The sequence below is a fragment of the Trueperella bialowiezensis genome, from assembly GCF_900637955.1.
Classification (GTDB): domain Bacteria; phylum Actinomycetota; class Actinomycetes; order Actinomycetales; family Actinomycetaceae; genus Trueperella; species Trueperella bialowiezensis.
In genome coordinates, this window is record NZ_LR134476.1 from 1480846 (window position 1) to 1501480 (window position 20635).

The 20635-nt window shown below is 62.7% G+C and carries 17 protein-coding genes; 13 read left to right on the forward strand and 4 right to left on the reverse strand.

Going from position 1 to position 20635, the window contains the following annotated elements:
* Positions 1-77: 77 nt before the first annotated feature.
* A complete protein-coding gene (locus tag EL234_RS06705; RefSeq protein WP_126416729.1) occupies positions 78-1163 on the reverse strand; it encodes an alpha/beta hydrolase in 1086 nt (361 codons plus the stop codon).
* A gap of 316 nt (positions 1164-1479) precedes the next feature.
* Between EL234_RS06705 and EL234_RS06710 the strand changes: the two genes are divergently transcribed.
* Positions 1480-2934, forward strand: a complete 1455-nt coding sequence (locus EL234_RS06710; RefSeq protein WP_241969122.1) for an amino acid permease — start codon at positions 1480-1482, stop codon at positions 2932-2934.
* A gap of 6 nt (positions 2935-2940) precedes the next feature.
* On the opposite strand, the gene metX is transcribed toward EL234_RS06710, so the two are convergent.
* Positions 2941-4209 (reverse strand): homoserine O-acetyltransferase MetX, encoded by a 1269-nt coding sequence (gene metX / locus EL234_RS06715; RefSeq protein WP_126416730.1) that lies wholly within the window; start codon positions 4207-4209, stop codon positions 2941-2943.
* Positions 4210-4577: 368 nt separating this feature from the next.
* Here metX and EL234_RS06720 point away from each other — a divergent pair, with 368 nt between their 5' ends.
* Positions 4578-5981 carry a C40 family peptidase gene (locus EL234_RS06720; RefSeq protein WP_241968962.1) on the forward strand — a complete coding sequence of 468 codons (1404 nt, stop codon included), beginning with the start codon at positions 4578-4580 and terminating at the stop codon, positions 5979-5981.
* A 301-nt stretch (positions 5982-6282) separates the two neighbouring features.
* Here the strand turns inward: EL234_RS06720 and EL234_RS06725 are convergent, their stop codons facing one another.
* Positions 6283-6804, reverse strand: a complete 522-nt coding sequence (locus tag EL234_RS06725) for an inorganic diphosphatase (protein WP_126416731.1) — start codon at positions 6802-6804, stop codon at positions 6283-6285.
* Between the two features lie 56 nt (positions 6805-6860).
* Between EL234_RS06725 and dacB the strand changes: the two genes are divergently transcribed.
* The 11 genes from dacB to EL234_RS06780 are packed head-to-tail and all read left to right on the forward strand — an operon-like array spanning position 6861 to position 18161.
* Entirely contained in the window at positions 6861-8306 is a 1446-nt protein-coding gene (gene dacB, locus EL234_RS06730; protein WP_126416732.1) for a D-alanyl-D-alanine carboxypeptidase/D-alanyl-D-alanine endopeptidase, read from the forward strand.
* A gap of 52 nt (positions 8307-8358) precedes the next feature.
* Complete coding sequence (locus EL234_RS06735) at positions 8359-9306, forward strand: zinc-dependent metalloprotease (protein ID WP_126416733.1); 948 nt, start codon at positions 8359-8361, stop codon at positions 9304-9306.
* Positions 9306-10430 carry a tRNA lysidine(34) synthetase TilS gene (tilS, locus tag EL234_RS06740; RefSeq protein WP_126416734.1) on the forward strand — a complete coding sequence of 375 codons (1125 nt, stop codon included), beginning with the start codon at positions 9306-9308 and terminating at the stop codon, positions 10428-10430. Before EL234_RS06735 ends, tilS begins: the two co-directional genes overlap by 1 nt.
* 2 nt (positions 10431-10432) lie before the next feature.
* A complete protein-coding gene (gene hpt / locus EL234_RS06745) occupies positions 10433-10987 on the forward strand; it encodes a hypoxanthine phosphoribosyltransferase (RefSeq protein ID WP_126416735.1) in 555 nt (184 codons plus the stop codon).
* A complete protein-coding gene (gene ftsH, locus EL234_RS06750) occupies positions 10988-13165 on the forward strand; it encodes an ATP-dependent zinc metalloprotease FtsH (protein ID WP_126416736.1) in 2178 nt (725 codons plus the stop codon).
* Entirely contained in the window at positions 13155-13742 is a 588-nt protein-coding gene (folE, locus tag EL234_RS06755; RefSeq protein WP_126416737.1) for a GTP cyclohydrolase I FolE, read from the forward strand. Before ftsH ends, folE begins: the two co-directional genes overlap by 11 nt.
* A gap of 37 nt (positions 13743-13779) precedes the next feature.
* Positions 13780-14583 (forward strand): dihydropteroate synthase, encoded by an 804-nt coding sequence (gene folP, locus EL234_RS06760; RefSeq protein WP_126416738.1) that lies wholly within the window; start codon positions 13780-13782, stop codon positions 14581-14583.
* Positions 14583-15494, forward strand: a complete 912-nt coding sequence (gene folK, locus EL234_RS06765; RefSeq protein ID WP_126416739.1) for a 2-amino-4-hydroxy-6-hydroxymethyldihydropteridine diphosphokinase — start codon at positions 14583-14585, stop codon at positions 15492-15494. The genes folP and folK overlap by 1 nt, the downstream gene beginning before the upstream one ends.
* A gap of 9 nt (positions 15495-15503) precedes the next feature.
* Positions 15504-15983, forward strand: coding sequence for a DUF3180 domain-containing protein (locus EL234_RS06770; protein ID WP_126416740.1), 480 nt, complete (start codon positions 15504-15506; stop codon positions 15981-15983).
* A 55-nt stretch (positions 15984-16038) separates the two neighbouring features.
* Positions 16039-16533, forward strand: a complete 495-nt coding sequence (locus tag EL234_RS06775; protein WP_126416741.1) for a PH domain-containing protein — start codon at positions 16039-16041, stop codon at positions 16531-16533.
* Positions 16530-18161: a PH domain-containing protein gene (locus EL234_RS06780; protein ID WP_126416742.1), complete on the forward strand. Its 1632-nt coding sequence runs from the start codon at positions 16530-16532 to the stop codon at positions 18159-18161. Before EL234_RS06775 ends, EL234_RS06780 begins: the two co-directional genes overlap by 4 nt.
* A gap of 14 nt (positions 18162-18175) precedes the next feature.
* Here EL234_RS06780 and dhaM read toward each other — a convergent pair whose 3' ends face one another.
* Positions 18176-20602, reverse strand: coding sequence for a dihydroxyacetone kinase phosphoryl donor subunit DhaM (gene dhaM / locus EL234_RS06785; protein ID WP_164712429.1), 2427 nt, complete (start codon positions 20600-20602; stop codon positions 18176-18178).
* Between the last annotated feature and the right edge of the window lie 33 nt (positions 20603-20635).

Here is a 20635-nt window from a genome sequence, read left to right on the forward strand (position 1 = left end):
TACGTGAAACGAGAAGCCTCAAAACTGGCCTCTAAGTCTAGGTGCCTGAATCCGGCCCCACACTTGGGCGGCTAAAGCTATGCGCCCAGGTACTGGCCAAGAAAATGGCCGATATGCCAGTAGGCCTGGTGGCATACGCTTCCTCGTGACAGCAGCACGTCGTGGATCGCATCCTCGAGCTTGACGAGCGTGGTGACCGCACCCAGCCCAGGCACGCGCTTCCAGATTTGTTCCACGTCGAGCACGGTGTCGGCGCGGCGCATCGCGTCGCTCCACGTGTCAGAAAAATGAGTGCGTGCACTCGTCAACACCAAAATGGGGCAGTCGATCGCCAAGCCGCCCGCCACTTTTTCATGCCCGTTGAGGATTGCACGCAACCAACCCGGGCGGATGGGGAAGGTCGGGTAGTGGCGGTAGTCCGGATTAGGATTCCAGCCACCTTCGCGGAAGAACGGATCGGCGTCGTCGGGCTGCCCCGCTGCATGTTGGCGCTCGCGGAACTCTGCCCGTTCCTCTTCGCTCATCCAGCCGGTCACGAGCCGCTGGTAAAACCCGTCGTCAGAAATAGGTAGTGCGGCGGTGGGAACCATTTTGTGGAGGGCGTCAAGCAGTGGCTGGCCGGCCTGTCGCACCGCCGTAGCTGCCTGCAATTCGAGCCACGGCGAATTTAACACGAGCCCGCGCAACACTCCCGGGTGGCGGTTCGCCCACAGGGTGGCCGTAAGCCCGCCGGTCGAGTGCCCGTAAAGGAAAACCGGTACGCCCAGCCCGTGTGCGTCATAGATGAGATCGAGGGCGGCGCTGATCTCTTCGTCGTATGTGGACAGGTCTTCCACGTATCCCCACATCTGACCCTCGAGGTGTGCCCGCCCATATTTGCGCAGGTCGAGAGCGTAAAAGTGGCCGCCGAGCGCGGTTATTTGGTGGGCGAATTCGTAGTGGTAGAAGTAATCGTTCCAGCCGTGCAAGGCCAGTACGGCAAACGGTTCTTTCGGGCGTGGAACAGCCACCGGGGCGGCGCCTGCAACTGGGCTCGGGCTTACCGGCCGTTGGTCCGGGAGGTAGGTGACGAGGCATGCGCGGTTAGGACCGAACTGGTCGTCATGAAGCGAGATAAAACGATGGTAGAAGCCAGCACCGAGGGGATCGGGAATCCACGTCATAACCCCATTATTCCTCACCGCAGGCTGAGGCACATAGCCGGCGGCTCATCGGAACATTGACATTTCATGGCACTACAGCGCCGCATCTTCGTCTATGCCAAAATAACGCTCCACGGCGCAACGAAATATCGCTCACCGCCTGTTATGGCGGGCTTTTCTCACATCTGGGAAGCCCGCGCCGAAATCGCCGCCACGCGGAGTAGTATGGCCGGATGTAGCGAAAGGCGGAACTAACGTGTCCACATCACACCCGGCCGGCAACAACCCGGCACACAGCACTCAGCCGCAAAGCGCTCCTGCGCCCCACACTGCCGAGGTGGCTACCCCGAGCGGTACCACGGCGTCGGGACTGAAGCGTGGCTTGCATGCGCGCCACCTCAACATGATCGCCATTGGCGGTGCGATTGGAACCGGGCTGTTTGTGGCCTCGGGTGCCACGATCTCGCAGGCCGGGCCGGGCGGCGCGCTGGTGGCATACGCCCTGATTGGCATGATGGTGTTCTTCCTCATGCAATCGCTGGGGGAGATGGCCACGTACCTTCCGGTTTCGGGCTCGTTTGAGGAATACGGTACGCGCTTCGTCTCCCCGTCTTTCGGCTTCGCAACAGGCTGGAACTATTGGTATAACTGGGCGATCACGGTGGCTGCTGAGCTGGTTGCTGCCGCGATCGTTATGCAGTATTGGTTCCCGGACGTGCCGAGCTGGGTGTGGTCGCTTGGCTTCCTTGCGCTGCTATTCACACTCAACGCGATTTCTGTGCGCGGGTTTGGGGAGAGCGAGTTCTGGTTCGCCTCAATCAAGGTGGTCACGGTGATCATCTTCCTCGTGTTAGGCGTGGCGATGATCTTCGGGATCCTCGGCGGAGATTCGGTCGGTTTCCAGAACTGGACTGTTGGCGAAGCGCCGTTCGTGGGCGGCGGGCTTGGCATTCTGTCCGTGTTCATGATCGCCGGCTTCTCCTTCCAAGGCACCGAAATGTTGGGTATTGCGGCCGGTGAAACTGAAGATCCGGAGAAGAACATTCCGCGCGCTACCCGCTCGGTCTTTTGGCGTATTCTCCTGTTCTACATTGGCGCCATCGCGGTGATCGGCTTCCTCATTCCGTACACCGATCCTGCACTCCTCAACCCGGATGGCGACATCGCGCTGTCCCCGTTCACCCTCGTGTTCGACCGTGTGGGTGTGGCCGCGGCCGCTTCGGTGATGAACGCCGTCATCCTCACCTCTGTGCTCTCGGCAGGTAACTCGGGCCTCTACGTGTCCACCCGCATGCTGTTCGCGCTTGCCGAATCGGGCAAGGCGCCGCGCGTGTTCGCGAGCGTCACGAAGCGCGGCGTGCCGATGGCTGCGCTGTTGGCGACGACGGCGGTGGGCGCGTTCGGTTTCTTCCTCTCCTTGCTTGGTTCGGGGCAGGCTTACACATGGCTGGTCAACGCTTCGGGCTTGGCCGGTTTCATTACGTGGGTGTGTATTGCGTGGTGTCATCTGAAGTTCCGCCGTGCCTACGTGGCCCAGGGCGGTGACGTCAAGGATCTTCCGTACCGGGCAGCGCTCTTCCCGTTCGGCCCGATCCTCGCGCTACTCATGTGCATCATCGTGATCTTGGGGCAGAACTACGAGGCACTCATCGGCAACGCCGAGTTCGCATCGCTGCTGTCGTCATACATTGGTCTGCCGTTGTTCTTCGGCCTGTGGATCGGCCACAAGCTCATCACGAAAGCTCCGGCTGTGAAACCGGAAGAGGCTGACCTCAGCCGCGACGCCATCTAATCGGAGCTAATCAGTAAACCGTTCCTGGTCATCGAGGAAGTCGCGCAGTATGCGGGTGACTTGGTCGTTTTCGATGAGGAAGCCGTCGTGTCCGTAGTCAGAGGTAACGTAGACGGCCGGGCCGGACCCGGGCAGCGCATCGGCGAGGGCTTCAACATCGCGCGGATAAAACAGCCGGTCGGTGTCAACGGCTACCACGAGCGCAGGCATCGTCAGCGAGGCCACGACTTTAGCGGTGCCTCCACGTCCACGCCCAATGTCATGAGTGATCATTGACTGCGAAATCGCAATATAAGAATTCGCGTCGAAACGCAGCGCTAACTTGTATGCGTGGTGATCCAAATATGAAGAGACGGCGTAACGTCCGCCGGCCAGAGGGTCTTCACCTTCTTGCGGGGTGCGCCCGAAGCGCTCATCAAATTCGGTAGGACAACGGTAGGTGATGTGTGCGAGTTCGCGCGCCAACCCGAGCCCGCGGTGGGGGCCGTGGTTATCGGGTTGGGAGTAGTAGTCGCCACCGTTGAAGAACGGGTCGAGCTGGACTGCCTGAATCTGTGTTTTCGCGTAGGCGATCTGCTCCGCCGTCGTTGCTGCGGCTGACACGAGCACGGCGATTGCGCCCGTCATCTGCGGATAGGAAGCCGCCCATTCCATCACCCGGTTGCCGCCGAACGAGGCGCCGGCCACGAGCGCCCAGCGGGTGATGCCGAGCTGATCGGCAAGCCGCTTTTCGGCGTAGCACATGTCGCGAATCGTGATCTCGGGCCAGCGGGATCCCCACGGTTTGCCATCCGGAGCGATCGACGCCGGGCCGGTCGACCCCTGGCAGCCGCCGAGCACGTTCGGGCACACCACGTACCACCGGTCGGTGTCGATGGCTTTGCCCGGGCCGACGATGTCGTGCCACCAGCCGTCCGTGCCGTCCTTTGAGGTGGCGTGGGAGTCGCCGGTGAGTGCGTGGCAGAGCAGGACGGCGTTCGTGCCGTCCGCGTTGAGGGTTCCCCACGTTTCGTAGGCGAGAGTGACGTCAGGGATTCGCCCGCCGAGTTCAAGTTCGACCGGGCCGATGCTGGCGAATTCGCGTTCGCCGGGGTCATCGCCTGGGAGCCATGCTCCGGTTGCGGGCACGGGTTTGCGGACGAGCGGGGGATGGTAGCCGGTGTCATAGTCGCCGACTGGCGCAGCGTCCGTGACGGGCGTGAGCGGCGGGTATCCGACCAGATAGGCCGGGTGAGCTGCACTTGGTGCGCTAGCAGGTGAGTTGATGTGCGTCATTGATTCCTCTGTTGTGTGACCGTGTGATCGTGTGGGCAATCAAGGGCGCCAAGCCAGGTCCGTGTGGAGGGGCTAGCGCCCGCGCAACATTCGCTTACTCATGCTTCTCACCCTAGGTTGCGCGGCGCAATATTGCAAAGAAAGGGAACGACGACGCCGTGGAGCGACGACGTCGTCGTGATGCTCGTGTTAATAATGTGAATGTTGAGGACGGTGTGAGGGATGTTGCTAACGAAAATCTAGTGAATTAAGTTTCTCGTGTTTCATTTTCTAACAAATTGTTATACGGTCTTCTAGGGAAGGTTTCCGAGATGTCAAGGCAACACGCCATGGAAGCGCGGAAACAGATTTAGACAACGGAGGTACGAGTGGCCTGGACACGAAAGTCACTAGTTCTCATCGCAGTGGCAGGCCTCGCAGGCTCGATGGTGATGCCGGCGTCGGCTGATCCCGTCACTGAAGACGACATCGAGCGGGCACGCGCAAACGTCGAACGCACAGAGCGTTCTCTCGTTGACGTTGAACTGGAAGTAGCTGCGTTATCTGCAGACCTCAACGAGCTGTCAAACTCAGCCGCCCAAGCACAGGCCGCGGCGCTTGAAGCCCAAGCGGATCTTGCTGAATCCATTTCGGCGGCGATGGACGCACAGGACAAGGCGAACGAAGCACTCGCAGATCTTGACAAAGCGCGTAAAGAACTCGGCGGAGTCTCGCAGGCGATGTACCAAAACTCCGCTGGAGAACTCACGCAGTCATACTACGTTTTCGGTGCCAAGTCGATGGAGGACGCCAATAAGCGCCAGCAGGCATACTCTGCGGTAGCGAACCAGGTGGACTCGAAGGTCAAGAAGTTCCGCGCACTCGAAGAAGTCGCGCGGGTCATGCAAACCGAGGCCGACGACGCCGCAGCCGCCCAAGCCGAGGCCGCTCAGGCTGTACAAGAAACGGCTGACGAGGCCCAGCGCCTTGCTGACCAGCAGGCAGCGCTCGTTACCAGTGCTAACGAACAGCGAGCATCACTGGCTGCTGAACTTGCCGCTCATCGGGGCACAACCGCCGAACTCGAGCAACAGCGTTTGGACCAGCTCGAAGCAGAGCGCGCCGCCAAAGCTGAAGAAGAGGCCGCGCGCGTGCTTGCTCAAGCAGAAGCAGAAAATCAGGCACGGCTAGCTGCACAGGCACAGCAGGCTCCGGCACCTGCTCCGGCTCCCGCGCCTGCTCCGGCGCCGGCACCGGCTCCCGCGCCTGCTCCGGCGCCGGCACCTGCACCGGCACCCGCACCAGCACCAGCTCCTGCACCGGCACCCGCACCTGCGCCTGCTCCGGCGCCAGCACCCGCGCCAGCACCAGCGCCTGCACCGGCACCCGCTCCGAAGCCGAAGCCACGGCCAGCGCCGAAGCCAGCGCCGGCACCACCGCAGGGTACGAATGGTCAGGCTGTTGTTAACTTTGCTCGCCAGTTCGAAGGATCCCCCTACGTGTGGGGTGGTACCTCGCCTACGGCGGGATGGGACTGCGTCGGGTTCGTATGGTACGTCTACCGCAACTTTGGCTACACCACTCCGCGGCGAACCGGCCAGTACGTGAACCAGTTCTGGAGCGGATACAGGCAGGTGCCTGCGTCCCAGGCTCAGCCCGGTGACGTGCTGTGGTGGCCCGGTCACGTTGGCCTGTACACGGGTAATGGCATGCACATCGCAGCGTGGAACCCGTCGTGGGGCACTCAGGAACGTGCAGTGTGGGGCAACCCGGTTTACCTGCGCGTGCTCTAAAACGCAGCGCGGTTAGATGCAACGTTAACAAGCCGCATCACGAACAAAGGGAGGGGCTCGGTCGTAAACCGAGCCCCTCCTTACATGCTCAGCGGATACCACACCGTTCCGGGGGTATCTGTTTCGTTCCCGGGGTAGACAAATCGCCGGATTTGGTACCCCTGGAAGCAAACGTGTACCCCGGGAACGCGGGGGAGCCTCTGCGGACGACCACGCGAGCAACGGGAACGCGAAGTGGGCAGGCCTCGTCGCCTGCCCACCCCGCGCGGATCATATCGCCGCGCCTGCGTTTACGTGCGCGTTACTGTGGAGGAAGCCCGTGCGGGTTGTCCTTGTAGTACCCGGTGTCAATGGCGCGCTGGAAAGAGTTGCGGATTTCTTCTTCCGTCTCTTCACGGCCTACCCAGTGTGCGCCTTCAACAGACTTTCCTGGTTCGAGATCCTTGTACACCTCGAAGAAGTGCTGGATCTCAAGACGGTGGAATTCAGAAATGTCTTCCAGTTCAGTGCGCCACGACGCGCGCTGATCGCCAACCGGCACGCAGATTACCTTGTCGTCGCCGCCGGCCTCATCTTTCATGCGGAACATGCCAAGAGCTCGGCAGCGGATCACACAACCGGGGAATGTGGGCTCGTCAAGGAGGACAAGGGCGTCCAGCGGATCGCCGTCTTCTCCTAGCGTGCCATCGATGAAGCCATAGTCATCCGGATATCTTGTTGAGGTGAAGAGCATGCGGTCAAGTCGAATACGACCAGTCTTGTGATCGACCTCGTACTTGTTACGGTTGCCCTTCGGGATCTCAATTGTGACGTCAAAGTCCATTGAACTCTCCTTCGGCCAAGTGTTGCATACCTCATTCTAGCCCGCATTTGCTTGCGATGGCTCAGAATTTGGCGCCAAGCCACGCACATTTGGCCATGGTTGGCCGTAACCTGTGGGAAGATGGCCGAGTGTGGAAGAAAGTTACTGTTGGCATCGCCGTCGTCGCGGTAGGCGGCTACGCCTTTGCTGACGCGTGGGATCTTGTGCCAGGGCCGCTCACAACTAAGCCGGAGCCTGCTGAGCCTCTTGATTACCCGACTATTGCCGAATACGGGCCTGCTACGCCGGTCACGGATGCGGCGTCGGTGGATCCCCCGGAGCAATCCGTCAAACCGCCGGCTGCCGAGCAGGTTGACGAACTGATCGCCGCGTTGGCGTCGGACCAGCGCAACACGGGCCGAACGGCGGTCATCATCGCCGATGCGCTGACTGGTGAGCCGATTGCGACCAGGGAGGCGGATCGGCCGGCCCTTCCGGCGTCGAACATGAAAATCGTGACGGCTGCGGCCGCCCTGCACAAACTCGGCCCGGAAACAACCCTGCCCACGGTTGCGTCGCTGACGGACGGGACCGTACACCTGGTAGGTGGCGGTGACGTGCTGATGACCGGCGGTAAGGGTGATCCGCAGGCGACGATCGGGCGTGCTGGTCTTGCCGATCTTGCGGAAGCGACGGCGGCCGCGCTCAAGGACCGCGGAGCTACGGCTGTGAACGTGCAGGTTGATTCGTCGCTGTTTTCCGGCCCGCAGTATTTTACGGATATTGAGGGGGCTGACCGCGGTTACGTCATGGAACTGCGTCCGATCGCGATTGATCGCGGCCGGATCACTGGTCAGGGTTACCTGCCGAATCCCGACCTCGAGGCCGGGAAGGAATTTGCTGAGCGGCTCCGCGAGAACGGGATCGAGGTTGGCACTGTTGAGCGAGCTGCCGCCCCGCAGGAGGCCGCCGAGCTAGCGCGCGTGGAGTCGGCGCCGGTGCGCGAACTGGTGGATCACATGCTCACCGTGTCAGATAATTCCGTTGCTGAGGTACTTGGTCACCTTGTGGGGATCGAGGCCGGAAAGGGCGGTACATTTGCCGGTAGTTCGGAAGCGATCATGGACGCGCTGAACGAACTGGGTGTGCGGACCGACGGCGTCGTGCTCGGCGATGCTTCGGGGCTGTCGGAGATGAACCGGCTGACCGCGAACTCACTCCACGACGTGTTAAACCACACGTGGGAATGTGACGCGTGTACGCTGGCTGCGCTGCCGGCGGGGCTGCCCGTTGGCGGGCTGGATGGCACGTTGAGCAATCGTTTTCATGCCACGGAGATTCCCGGCCAGGTACGGGCGAAGACGGGCACGCTCGTGAAGGCGATCTCGCTGTCGGGATACATGCGAACTAATTCGGGCTATCCGCTCACGTTCGTCATCCTCATGGACGAGCTCGAGGAAGGTACGGCGCCTGCTTCCCGCGCGCTCCAGGACGAGTTCTTGGACAAGCTTGCGGCTCTATAGGTACGACGCCGGACGGTAGGCACGACGCCGGACACCCAACTAGTCTTAGAGCATGAAGAATTCTGGACGTCGCATTCATCCCGGTAAGATTCGAGCGCTGTCGCGAGTGTTGTCTGGTGGCGGGCCGGCGTTACCTGAGGCGAAGGCGAGCGCAACTGTTGATACGCTCCGCACCCAGGCCCGGCGTGCCCCGGAGCTCGTTGCACAGATTACCGAGCTGGAAGATGCGGCGAAGGTCGCGGCTCAAGCTGAGGTGCTTGTGGTTGATCGGGCCACGTGGGCGGGTGGCGCTGCGGCGTCGATCGCGGCAATGTTGCCACCGGAAGATAGCCCGGTAGGTACGCCAGAGTTGGGCCTTGCGTTGGTGGCGTTCGCTCCGCGGATCCTTGGGCAGTACGATCCTTATTCGGCGCCGGATTCGCCGGGGCGCCTATACTTGGTGGCGCCTAATATTGCTGATTTTCGTGCGGCCTACGATCTCGATCAGCGTGATCTTGCCCGCTGGGTGGCAGTTCACGAACTGACGCATGCCGTGCAGTTCGCGGCCGCTCCGTGGTTGCGCGAGGCGGTCGTGGAGCGCGTGGCTAAGATTTTACGGCTTGGCGAGGGCGATGAGCCCGATACTCCGGAGTCCGACGCCGCCGGCGAGCAACTGTTCAGCGAGGTCAAGGCGATCATGACACTGTTGGAGGGGCACGCCGAGTACGTGATGAACAACGTGCCCCGCCAGCGTATGCCCGGCCGGGACCGGATCGTGGAAGCGATGACTGATCGGCGCACGCCCAAAAATCCGCTGATCGCGTTCCTATCTAAGAAGCTGGGCGTGGCGGAGAAGCTCGCGCAGTATACGGGCGGGGAGAAGTTCGTGGCGGCCGTCGTGGACGCCGCTGGTATGGACGGCTTTAACCGCGTGTTTGAGCGTGAAGAGAATTTGCCGACGTCGCACGAGCTTGAATCGCCCGCAGCTTGGGTGGCGCGCGTGATCGGGCAGGATGCGTAATGTCGTTCCCGCCCCCGGCGCTGACTGCCGCCCGGCACGAGATGACTGAAGCGCTCGCCGCGATTCCCGACGGCGGGGCGGTGCTTCTTGCCGTGTCCGGCGGCTCGGATTCGATGGCGCTAACGAAGGTGGCGATGTGGGCCGCTCGCGGACGTATTGAAGTCTTCAGCGCCACAATTGATCACGGGCTGCGCCCAGAATCGGAGGCGGAAGCGCTCGCGGTGGATAACTACCTGCAACGGGTGGTGGATCAATCGATCATCACGCGCGTCAAACCTGAAGGCGGCGATGGTCCGGAGGGGAATGCGCGGGCGGCGCGTTACGCTCGGCTGGCGGAGATCGCCCGGGCGGCCGGCAAAATGATTGCTTCGCGGCACGCCGGTTGGGATCCGCGCGGTCTGCTCGAGCAGTGGACGGCGTGGCCGGATGCGCCGATCCCGGTGCTACTCGGCCACACGTCGGACGACCAGGCAGAGACCGTGCTTATGGGACTCGGGCGCGGGTCAGGCGCGAGGTCGATTGCTGGCATGCGCCAAATCGATTCTCTGCCTGGCCATCCGGATGTGCCGATGATGCGCCCCTATCTCAAACTGCGCCGTCATGAGCTTCGCACGGTTTGCCGGGAACTTGACCTGCCGTGGGTGGACGATCCCACGAATGACATCGACGGCGATTGGCGGGCTGCCGATGGCACGCCGCTGCGCCGTAGCGCGATCCGCCACACTGTCATCCCCGCACTTGAACAAGCTTTGGGCGGGGGAGTCACGGACGCCTTGTTCCGCACGGCCGCGATGGCGCAGGAAGACGACGAGTTCCTCTCCTCACTGGCGAACGCGATCGCCCACGATATTTGCGAACCGGGCGAGGGCGGCGTCGTCGTTCTTCCGTGCGAACGCCTGGCGAACTATCCGCGTCCGCTGCGCACTCGTGTGCTACGTGAAGTCGTGGCAAGTGTGGGTAAAAGGCCGGGGGACCTCGTTTACTGGCATGTCGATGCACTTGATAGGCTCGTCATTGGAGAGGACAATAAGCTACATATCGACCTGCCGGGTGCCTTCGCTCGCAGGGAGTCCGATCTTTTAACCATCGCACCGGCTCGCGGCGCGAACAACACACCGGAGTGACCATGAGGCTCGAAGATTGCAAGGATGACATCGTTAACGTGCTGATCTCTGAGGAGGAGATTAAGCAGCGTATGGCCGAGATGGGCCGGGAAATCAGTGAGGACTATCGCGGTAAACCGCTGCTGCTTGTTGGCGTGTTGCGTGGGGCGATCATGGTGATGGCTGATCTGTCTCGGGAGATTTCGGTTCCGTTGCAGATGGACTGGATGGCCGTGTCCTCGTATGGGGCGGCAACGAAGTCGTCGGGTGTGGTGCGGATTTTGAAGGATCTGAACACGGACATCACGGATATGGATGTGCTCATTGTTGAGGACATCATCGACTCCGGGCTCACGCTGGATTATCTGAAGCACAATTTGGAAAGCCGTGGCCCGAATTCGGTGCGGATCGCCACGTTCCTGCGTAAGCCGGACGTGCAAAAGGTGGATGTGCCGGTCGATTATGTAGGATTTGATATTCCAAATGAATTTGTTGTGGGCTACGGCCTCGACTATGCGGAGGACTACCGCCATCTGACGTTCGTCGGTACGCTCGCTCCGCACGTTTACGGAGGTTAAATGAGCGATCGGCAGCGCCGCATCCTCGAGGAGTTCAATCGCAAAGGGCGCAAGGATGACGACCACGCTAAGAGCGGCGAGGGTAAGAATAACGACGGCGAGAAGCCGGATGCGAACGATAAGGGCGATAGCAATAAGAAGCGGCGCCGGCTGTGGATTGTGACGGCCGGTCTGCTGATCGCTGGGATTATCCTGTTTTTCGTGTTGAAACCGGGTGGTTTCACGCCGGTCAAAACGTCCGAGGGCAAGCAGATTCTGGCCACGCAAGAGATCGAGAAGATCCAGGTGACGGACGGTTCACAGATCGTGCAGATCTGGCTGGAAAATGACTATAAGCCGACGGCGTTGGACGGCAAGGAGCTGGACGCCACGAAGAAGGTCCAGTTCCAGTACACCGATCCGGAGGCCGATCAGGTTGCCGAGCTGGTGAGCGAGGCGAACTCGAAGAACGGCTATAACTCTGTGGTTCCGCAGCAGTCGGCGCTGTTTTCGCTGCTGACGTTCATGTTGCCCATGCTGCTCATCGTGGGCTTTTTCCTGTGGATGATTCCGCGGATGCAGGGGCGGATGGGCGAGTTCGGCAAGGTCAATCGCGACGGCGTGGATTCGGACCGGCCGAGCGTGACGTTTGACGACGTCGCCGGCGTTGACGAAGCCGTGGAAGAGCTGCGCGAGATCAAAGAGTTTATTGAGACGCCGGAGAAGTTCCGCAAGATGGGTGCGAAGATTCCGCGAGGCGTGCTGCTGTATGGCCCGCCGGGAACCGGTAAGACGTTGCTGGCACGAGCCGTGGCAGGCGAGGCTGGCGTGCCGTTCTTCCAGATTTCGGCCTCGGAGTTTGTGGAGATGTTCGTGGGTGTGGGCGCCTCGCGTGTACGCGATCTGTTTAATAAGGCGAAGAAGGTTGCACCCGCGATCGTGTTCGTGGATGAGATCGACGCCGTCGGCCGCAACCGCGGTTCAGGCATCGGCGGTGGTAACGACGAACGTGAACAGACCCTCAACCAGCTGCTTGTGGAGATGGATGGTTTCGACGAGCGGACGAACGTCATCGTCATGGCTGCCACGAACCGGCCGGACGTTCTCGATTCGGCGCTACTACGCCCAGGGCGTTTTGATCGGCAGATTGCCGTGGACGCCCCGGATCTGGTGGGCCGCGAGGGAATTTTGAAGGTGCATGCCGACGGCAAGCCGCTCGCTGACGACGTGTCGATCGGGGCGATCGCCCGCCGCACGCCCGGCTTCTCGGGCGCTGATCTTGCGAACGTGCTCAACGAGGCGGCCTTGTTGGCCGCTCGCCGCGGGCATCCGAAGATTACTGAAGACGACGTCGACGAGGCGATCGACCGCGTGATCGCAGGCCCGCAGCGGCGCACCCGCGTCATGAACCCGTCCGAGAAGCGGGTCACGGCCTATCACGAGGCCGGCCACGCCGTAGCAGCCGCAGCCTTGCACCACACTGACCCGGTGACCAAGGTGACGATCTTGCCGCGCGGGCGGGCACTCGGCTACACGATGGTCATGCCGACCGAGGATCGCTATTCGACCTCCCGCCACGAACTGCTCGACGAGCTCGTCTATGCGATGGGCGGGCGAGCTGCCGAGGAGGTTGTGTTCCACGATCCGACGACGGGCGCGTCCAACGATATTCAAAAAGCCACGGATACCGCGCGGAAGATGGTCATGGAATACGGCATGTCGCAGCGGGTGGGCGCGGTGCGGCTCACCGCCGACGAAGCCGACCCGATGACCCGCATGGGCGGAGGCGGCGTGCGCGAGCACTCCGACCAACTCGCACACACTGTGGACGAAGAGGTGCGCCAGCTCATGGACACCGCCGCGCAAGAGGCGTGGCAGATCATGATCGACAACCGCCACGTCCTCGACCGGCTCACCTCCGTACTGCTCGAAAAAGAAACGGTTCTGGAAACCGAGCTCAAAGAGATTTTCCAGGACATCGTCAAGGCGCCCAAGCGGGAGCTGTGGCTGTCCTCGCCGCACCGCCCCGTCTCCGAGTTGCCGCCTGTGCCGTTGCCGCAGGTAGCCGCCGACGCCGATAAGACTGCCGACGCCGACAAGCCGGCCGACGCTGAAACGCCGGCACAGATTGAGGCGCCGGCTGAGCCTGATACCCCGGCTGAGGGCACCGAGCAGGAGGGCGAGCGCAGTGACCAGTAAGTACGACGCCGAGCGCGTCGAAAACGCGGTGCGTGAGCTGCTGTATGGGATCGGAGAGGATCCGGACCGCGACGGGTTGCGGGACACCCCGAGCCGGGTGGCACGTAGTTACGCGGAGATTTTCGGTGGCTTGCACGACGATCCGGCCGAGCATTTGGACAAGGTATTCGACGTCGGCCACCAAGAAATGGTGCTCGTGCGCGACATCCCGATGTATTCCATGTGTGAGCATCACCTGCTGCCGTTCCACGGAGTGGCACACGTGGGCTACATTCCGGCAGGTGATGGCCGGGTGACCGGCCTGTCCAAGTTGGCGCGCCTGGTGGAAGGCTATGCACGGCGTCCGCAGGTTCAAGAGCGGCTGACGAGCAACATCGCCGACGCGATTGATAGCCGCCTGGGCGCATCTGGTGTGATCGTCGTCGTGGAAGCTGAACACTTGTGTATGTCGATGCGCGGGGTGCGCAAGCCGGGGTCGAAAACGGTGACGTCGGCAGTGCGCGGCTCGATGCACGATCCGGCCACGCGCTCGGAGGCGATGAGCCTCATCATGGCTGGCACCTCGCATCGGGGCTGAACTTTAATGCAGGCAGGGTAGCGGAAAGGGATTGCGAATGAAAATCATGGGAATCTTAAACGTCACGCCGAACTCGTTTTCTGACGGCGGGAACTACATCGACCCGGACGTGGCGATCCGCCACGGTCGCGCCCTGATCAGCGACGGCGCGCAGATTATCGACGTGGGTGGTGAGTCCACTCGGCCGGGAGCCGAACCCGTACCAGCCGAGGAAGAGTGGGAGCGGATTGCCGGCGTCGTTGCCACGCTCGCAAAGGAAACTACCGTGTCGGTAGACACCTACCATGCGTATACGGCGAAAAAGTCGGTGGAGGCCGGCGCGCATATTGTTAACGACGTGACGGGCGGGCAGGGCGATCCGGCAATGTTTGCCACGGTGGCCGAGCTGGACTGCCGCTACATTTTGCAGCACGGGCGTGGCAACGCCCAGTCGATGAACGAGCTTGCTCAGTACGACGACGTCGTGGCAACCGTGCGCAGCGAGCTGCTGGAATCACGCGACCGAGCGGTGGCGGCCGGGATCGCGCCGGAGCGGATCATTCTTGATCCGGGGCTCGGTTTTGCAAAGGTGGGCGACATGGACTGGCAGGTGCTGCGCGGCCTCGAGGCGTTCCTTGGGGAGGGCCACCCGGTGCTTATTGGCCAGTCGCGCAAGCGTTTCCTTGGGCCGGTGACGGTGGGGGACAACCGCGACGTGGCAACGGCAGTCATTTCTGGACTGCTAGCCGATAGGGGCGTGTGGGCTGTGCGGGTGCATAACGTGGCCGCAACCGCGACGGCGATGAACGTCCACGCCGCCCTGGCTGGCCAAATGACTGACTCCGGCGAAGGAACGCCGTAATGCGAACCGCCACGATCACGCTGACCGGCCTGCGAGCACGCGGCACGCACGGCGTGCTCGACCACGAGAAGGTGGAGCCGCAGGATTTCGTGGTCGATATCGAGATGCGCCTGTCCACCCGCGAGGCGGCCGCTACCGACGACGTCGCATACACCGTGTCGTATGCGGACGTGGCCGACGTCGTCGTCGAGATCATTGAAGGCGAGCATGCCGACCTTATTGAGACGCTCGCGGATCGGATCGTGCGCAAGCTGGCACAGTTGCCGGTCGACGCGCTGAAGGTCACGGTGCACAAGCCGAACGCGCCGATTGTGCATGAGTTTGCGGACGTGTCGGTCACGCAGGAGTGGGTGCGCCCGCGGGTGGCGCGCACCTACGAGCTGGTGATTTCTATCGGCTCCAACTTGGATGAGCCGGAGGAGCACGTGCGCCGCGCGGTGGCCGAGCTCGCCGCCGTCGGCGAGGTAGTGGACACATCGAGTCTGTACGTCACCGCCCCGCAGCTGCGCGCAGAGCAGGCGGCTCAGCCGGACTACGTCAACGCCGTCGCTAAACTCGTGACGCCCACACATCCCAGCGACGTGCTCACCGATCTACAGCACATCGAAAACGTGCACGGCCGCGAGCGAACCGAACGTTGGGAAGCGCGCACGCTTGACCTCGACATCATCACAGCGCGTACGGACGACGGCGAGCTGGAGTCGGATTCGCCGTGGCTGACCCTGCCCCATCCGCGCGCCCACGAGCGGCGTTTCGTGCTCGAACCGTGGTTGGAGATCGAGCCGGAGGCGGAGCTTGGCAGCCAGCCTGTGGCGGGTATTGTGGCCGGCCTGCCAGATCAGGGCGTGCGGCGGATGGGCGAACCGGCGGGCGAATGCGGCGGTGCCGATCTGCGAACGGGCAAAGAGTAGGGTGCGGCCGTGGCACAGAAACTCACCCCGACGTCGATCCTCATGTTGGCTGCGCTCGCGGCTGTAGCTGGGGTGACGTGCTTCGTGCTCTTCGCTCTGCTTATTCGTTCGGGGGCGAGCCCGGTGGGTGTGCACGGCCTGCTGTTTTTGGCGCCGATTGGTGTTGGCATTCTTGTGGCGTGGCAGGCCTGGCTGGTGCGCGCCTACAAGCTGGGCAAGCGCGCGATGGACCCTGTTCATGCCGCACGGATCTGGGTGCTCACCCAGGCGACGTCGAGAGCCGGCGCCCTTCTGTGCGGCGGAGCGGCTGGGATCAGCGTCGCATACTGGCTGGGCGGGCCCACCGCGTACCTAACGGAGCAGGCGATCAACGCTGGGCTTGCCGCTTTCGGCGCGTTGGTGATGACGGTGGCCGGGCTGATCGGAGAACGCTGGTGTATGGTCGACGACGACGGGCAGCCAGAAACCACCCAGGCGGCCGGAGCGTAGCGCAATCCGTCTCGAGGGTGATGGAACCATCGGCTGCAGGCTTTACACTGGCTTTATGACTAGTCCGTTCGCACAAACGGTGCAGTTCACGCCGTTGCATCCGAAGTTTAAAACAGTGGCCATTATCCGCTGGGGAGCCCTCGCCGCCGCGATCATTATTGCGACTTTTGCTGGCGCGATCGGTGGCTATCTCGGCTCGTCGAACCCGCTGTGGTGGCTCCTACCCGTCGCGGGCGTGTTATGCGGAATCTGGCTCGTGTGGCTAGCACTTCGCCGCGCCCGGGCATTCGGCTACGCGGAACTCGACAACGAACTGCTGGTCCGTTCAGGGATCATGTTCCACCGCGTGTCCGTGGTGCCTTACGGGCGCATGCAACAGGTGAACGTCGAAACCGGGCCGCTCCTGAAGCGTTACGGGCTGGCCTCAGTGGAACTCGTAACTGCCTCGGCGGATACGAACGCGTCGATCCCCGGCGTCGCAATTGAAGAAGCCGAACGGCTACGCGATAAGCTCACCGCGCTTGGCGAAGCGAACATGGAGGGGCTGTGAGTTCACGTCATTCGCGCAGTTCGCAGGCCACCCAACTGGGCGCTTCGGTGCCCCAACAGGCGTGGCGGAAGTTCCACAAGGTTACTCCGCTGTCGCAAGGCGGGGTGATCTGGGTTGTGCTCGCCATCGTCATCTTCAATATCGTCATGCAGATGTTCGAGGCCGGTTTCGGCGATGCGTTAAGAGAGATCCGTAGGATCACAATCACGCACCTGTTCATCGGGCTGGGCGCGCTCGTGGCTCTCACCGCCGTCGTCGTCTTCTTTTCGTGGATTGCCTGGCGATACCAGTCGTTCGCGATTGTAGAATCTGGTGTGCACAAACGCTCGGGCGTAATTTTTAAAGATCACCAGCACATGCGCTGGGATCGCATCCAAACCGTGGAAATTGAGCAGAAGCTCTTCGGCCGAATCTTCGGTTTCGCATCGGTCAAGGTGGAAACGGCCGGCACCGAACCGGCGATGCAGCTCGGCCTGCTCACGATGGAAGACGCCGGGAACGTGCGCCGCGAAATCCTGAACGGGCTGGCCAACGCGCGAGCTGGTATTCCCATTGGCGCCGCGCGCGGCCAGCATGTAACGCCAGAGCACGTCAGCCCAGATCAGGCCGCCACGCAGGCAGTTTACGCCGCCGCACAACCTGCTGAGCAGCCTGGCTGGCAGGGCGCCGGCCCTTCGCCAGCCGGCCAAGCAGCGCCGCAGATCCCCGTCTTCGACCCGGACGATCTGGAACGCGACCGGCAGATCTTCTCCCTGTCTACTGGGCGCCTGATCGCGGCGTCGATGTTGAAGGTCGGCTTCATTTTTTCGGTGCTGTCGCTGGCCGCCATCATTGCTCTTGCGATTATTCTCGACGAGGGCGGATTCCTGTTCTTAATCTTGGCCTTCGTCTCGGTGCTATGGGCGTGGGCGCAATCGCTGTTTAGCGAGTATGGTACGAAAATCTTCCTGTCAGCCAACGGCTTGCGCATCCGCTCGGGCCTGACGAGCCTGATCACCCGGTCAATCCCGCCGCAGCGGCTGCACGGCGTCGTCATTGAACAGCCGATGCTGTGGCGCCGAGCAGACTGGTGGAAACTCGATGCCGTGCTCGCCGGTGAAGTCGACCTCGATTCTGACGCCCAGGCTGGCCAAGCCCGCCACGTTGTTCCGGTGGGCACACGCAGTGAAATCGTGGACGTGCTGTGGACGATGCTGCCGTCTGCAGGTACGGATAACGACGCCGCCTTGCTCCGCGACGCTCTCGACGGCACTGGTACGGGCAAATACTTCTTGTCGGCACCTCGCAGGGCGCGCTGGTTTGATCCGATCACGTGGAAATCCCGTGGCGTGTGCCTGACCCCGAATGTGGCCGTGTTCCGTACCGGCCGCTTCCGCCGCAGGGTGGTCATCGTGTGGCAGGACCACACCCAATCGCTACGCGTGAGCCAAGGCCCGATCCAGCGCCGGTTTAACCTGGGTGCGATCAAGCTCGACCTCGTGAGAACGGGGGTCGAGGCCGCGCAGAAGAACATGGAAATCGCCGACGTCGAACGAATGATGTGGGTGGAAAACAACCTCACCGCGCAGGCGCGCGAAGTCGGTATCTCGGAGTCGATCGAACAGTGGCGCAAGCGCGTCGGCGTTTAAGCTGAGCGCTCCAGCTAGCTAGATGAGTCAGCCGAGCGCACGGCCTGCTTGATCCGCGGCACGAGCCCCGGGCGTACCGACAGCCCGCGCACACCCGCCCGTAAAAGAGCGGGCACGTGGGTTTCGGACGACGCTAGATCTCCACACACCGATACCGGCACGTCCAGTTCGCGTGCCACGTCTGCGATGAGGTCGACGACGAGCGGCACCACTGCGCTGGCCAGCCCTGCCACGCCCGCATTGCCGCGATCAGCCGCAGCCAGATACTGGATGAGATCGTTCGTGCCGACTGACACGAAATCCACGAGCTCGGCGAAATCCTTAACCCGCAGGATCGCCGCGGGAGTTTCGAGCATCATGCCGAACTTGGGGAGCACCTGCGGGTTGCCTTCCAAAGCGACGGCCTCGTCGAAGCGTTCGCGTGCCCAGCGCAGTTCGTCAACGCATGTGATCATCGGAACCATCACCTGAATGTTGGCTTCCTGTGCGGCTTTGATGATGGCGCAGAACTGGTCGACGAGCGCCTGCGGGTAGCGGCGCATGAGCCTAATTCCGCGCACGCCCAAGAACGGATTCTCCTCCGGCTCGGCCGTAAAGAACGATACGGGCTTATCTGCGCCGACGTCCCAGGTGCGGATCGTGATCGGCTTGTCAGTGCCAATGGCGCGGGCGATGTCGAGGAACGTGCTCGCTTGGCGGTCGATGGTGGGCGCGACGTCGTCGTCAGCGAAAAGAACCTCGGTACGCACCAGGCCAGAACCGTCGGCTCCGTTGCGTGCGCCGAGGGCGGCGTCGTCGACCATCGCCACGTTCGCGCACACGGTGACCGTGTGTCCGGCAAACGTGGCAGGTTTGTGGGCGTGTGCGAGGGCGACCTCGTCGAAGCGCTGCTGCTCCTTCGAGGCACGCAGTAATTCGCGCAGTTCGGCCCGCGAGGGATTGACTGTGAGGGTGGCGCCGCGCGGTTCGATGGCTACTTCGTCGCCGTCGTTGATATCTCGGGCCTCCGGTTTGCCAGCGACGACGGGAATGCCTTTCGCCGCCGCGATCAGCGCGCCGTGCCCCGTGATAGAACCCGTGGCGGCGACGATGCCCATCACAGTGCCGGTCTCGATTTCGGAGGCAAGTGCCGGGGTGAGTGATTCGACGACGACGATCGGCGCCCGCCCGTAGTCAGCCACCGCGTTGGCAAGCCCGCCAAGCGGCTGGCCATGCAACGCCAAGATGAGCAGCTCGCCGAGGGCCACGACGTCGTCGCCACGTTCGCGCAGGTAATGCGTGGGCAGATCGGCATAGGAAGCTGCCATCTCGTTTGTTGCCGCGCGGATCGCGATCTCGGCTGGGACGCCGGTGTCGATCCGCTTGGTGACGTTGCCGATATAAGCGGGATCGTCGAGTAGCCCGAGCTGCAGGGCAAGCAGTGGGGTATCGGCAAGAGAATGAAGGTAGGTGCGCACGGCCTCACGCGCACTGTGGAACGCCTCCAGCTGGTTTCCGGCCGTGTGGGTGGTGTCCGTGCGCGGCTTGGCCCGCCACACGAGCGCCGGGCCAACTGCGATCTCCATCCCGGATGCCACCTGCCGCTGATGGGCAGGAATCGTGGAGACTTTGGGCTTGTCCGCACCCTGTTTGACCCAGCCGCGGCGAGCGAGCTCACCCACGGCGTCAAGGGCAGCGAGCGCGTCGGGGCCGGCCGCTTGCACGAGGATTTCGTCGCCTTCTTGCACGCCGAGCGAGATGAGTGCCGTCATCGAATCGGCCGGATTCGGCCCGCGCCCCGCACTTTCCAGCGCCACACGCACCTGCGCATCAAACGGCGCTACCGCGGCAACGAGCGCGGCAGCCGGCCGGGCGTGCAGGCCAGCAGGATCGTCGACGACGAAGCGCCGGCTTTCCCACTCTTCCTCCGCTGGTGGCTCGCTTGCGGACGGTTTACTGGTTGCGGGCTCGCTACCGGCTAGTTCGCAACCGGAAGGCTCGCCGCCGGGAGCTGTGCCTGCGGCGGCGTTCGCCACGTCTGGCGCGGCTGGATCAGAGTAGGGGATGTCTGCGGCTTTTGCTGCTAGAGCGCCCATGGCCTCGCGCGCAACCACGGCCCGTTCGGCTCCCGCCGACGCAGCCACCGCGGCCACCACCAAGCCTTCGACGAGCGGAGCGGGCACGACTGTTGTGCGCTCTGCGATGTCCGGGTCAATGAACTCGAGCGCGATGTCAGTACTCATCACTGCAGAGCCGAGGTCGACGAGCACGACGACGCCCACTCCAGAATCAGCCTGCTCGATCGCGGCGGCGATCAGCTCGGCGTTCGTACCAAAGCCCTCCTCGCCGGTCCCGCCCGCCGCGATGACGTTGGCATCACGCCCCATGTCAAGAGCGAGATCGCAGGCGGCCTGCGCGAGTGGCGCAGAATGAGAAACGGCAACGAGCCCAACGTTAGCCACGGGAATCCTCCTCGCCCGTCCGCGAACGCTCAT

What these genes read in the sequence shown, in the direction of transcription:
- EL234_RS06735 (WP_126416733.1), top strand. Translation starts at nt 8,359, where the DNA reads ATGAAGAATTCTGGACGTCGCATTCATCCCGGTAAGATTCGAGCGCTG.
- EL234_RS06705 (WP_126416729.1), bottom strand. Translation starts at nt 1,163, where the DNA reads ATGACGTGGATTCCCGATCCCCTCGGTGCTGGCTTCTACCATCGTTTT.
- metX (WP_126416730.1), bottom strand. Translation starts at nt 4,209, where the DNA reads ATGACGCACATCAACTCACCTGCTAGCGCACCAAGTGCAGCTCACCCG.
- EL234_RS06725 (WP_126416731.1), bottom strand. Translation starts at nt 6,804, where the DNA reads ATGGACTTTGACGTCACAATTGAGATCCCGAAGGGCAACCGTAACAAG.
- dacB (WP_126416732.1), top strand. Translation starts at nt 6,861, where the DNA reads ATGGCTCAGAATTTGGCGCCAAGCCACGCACATTTGGCCATGGTTGGC.
- hpt (WP_126416735.1), top strand. Translation starts at nt 10,433, where the DNA reads ATGAGGCTCGAAGATTGCAAGGATGACATCGTTAACGTGCTGATCTCT.
- tilS (WP_126416734.1), top strand. Translation starts at nt 9,306, where the DNA reads ATGTCGTTCCCGCCCCCGGCGCTGACTGCCGCCCGGCACGAGATGACT.
- EL234_RS06775 (WP_126416741.1), top strand. Translation starts at nt 16,039, where the DNA reads ATGACTAGTCCGTTCGCACAAACGGTGCAGTTCACGCCGTTGCATCCG.
- folP (WP_126416738.1), top strand. Translation starts at nt 13,780, where the DNA reads ATGAAAATCATGGGAATCTTAAACGTCACGCCGAACTCGTTTTCTGAC.
- folK (WP_126416739.1), top strand. Translation starts at nt 14,583, where the DNA reads ATGCGAACCGCCACGATCACGCTGACCGGCCTGCGAGCACGCGGCACG.
- ftsH (WP_126416736.1), top strand. Translation starts at nt 10,988, where the DNA reads ATGAGCGATCGGCAGCGCCGCATCCTCGAGGAGTTCAATCGCAAAGGG.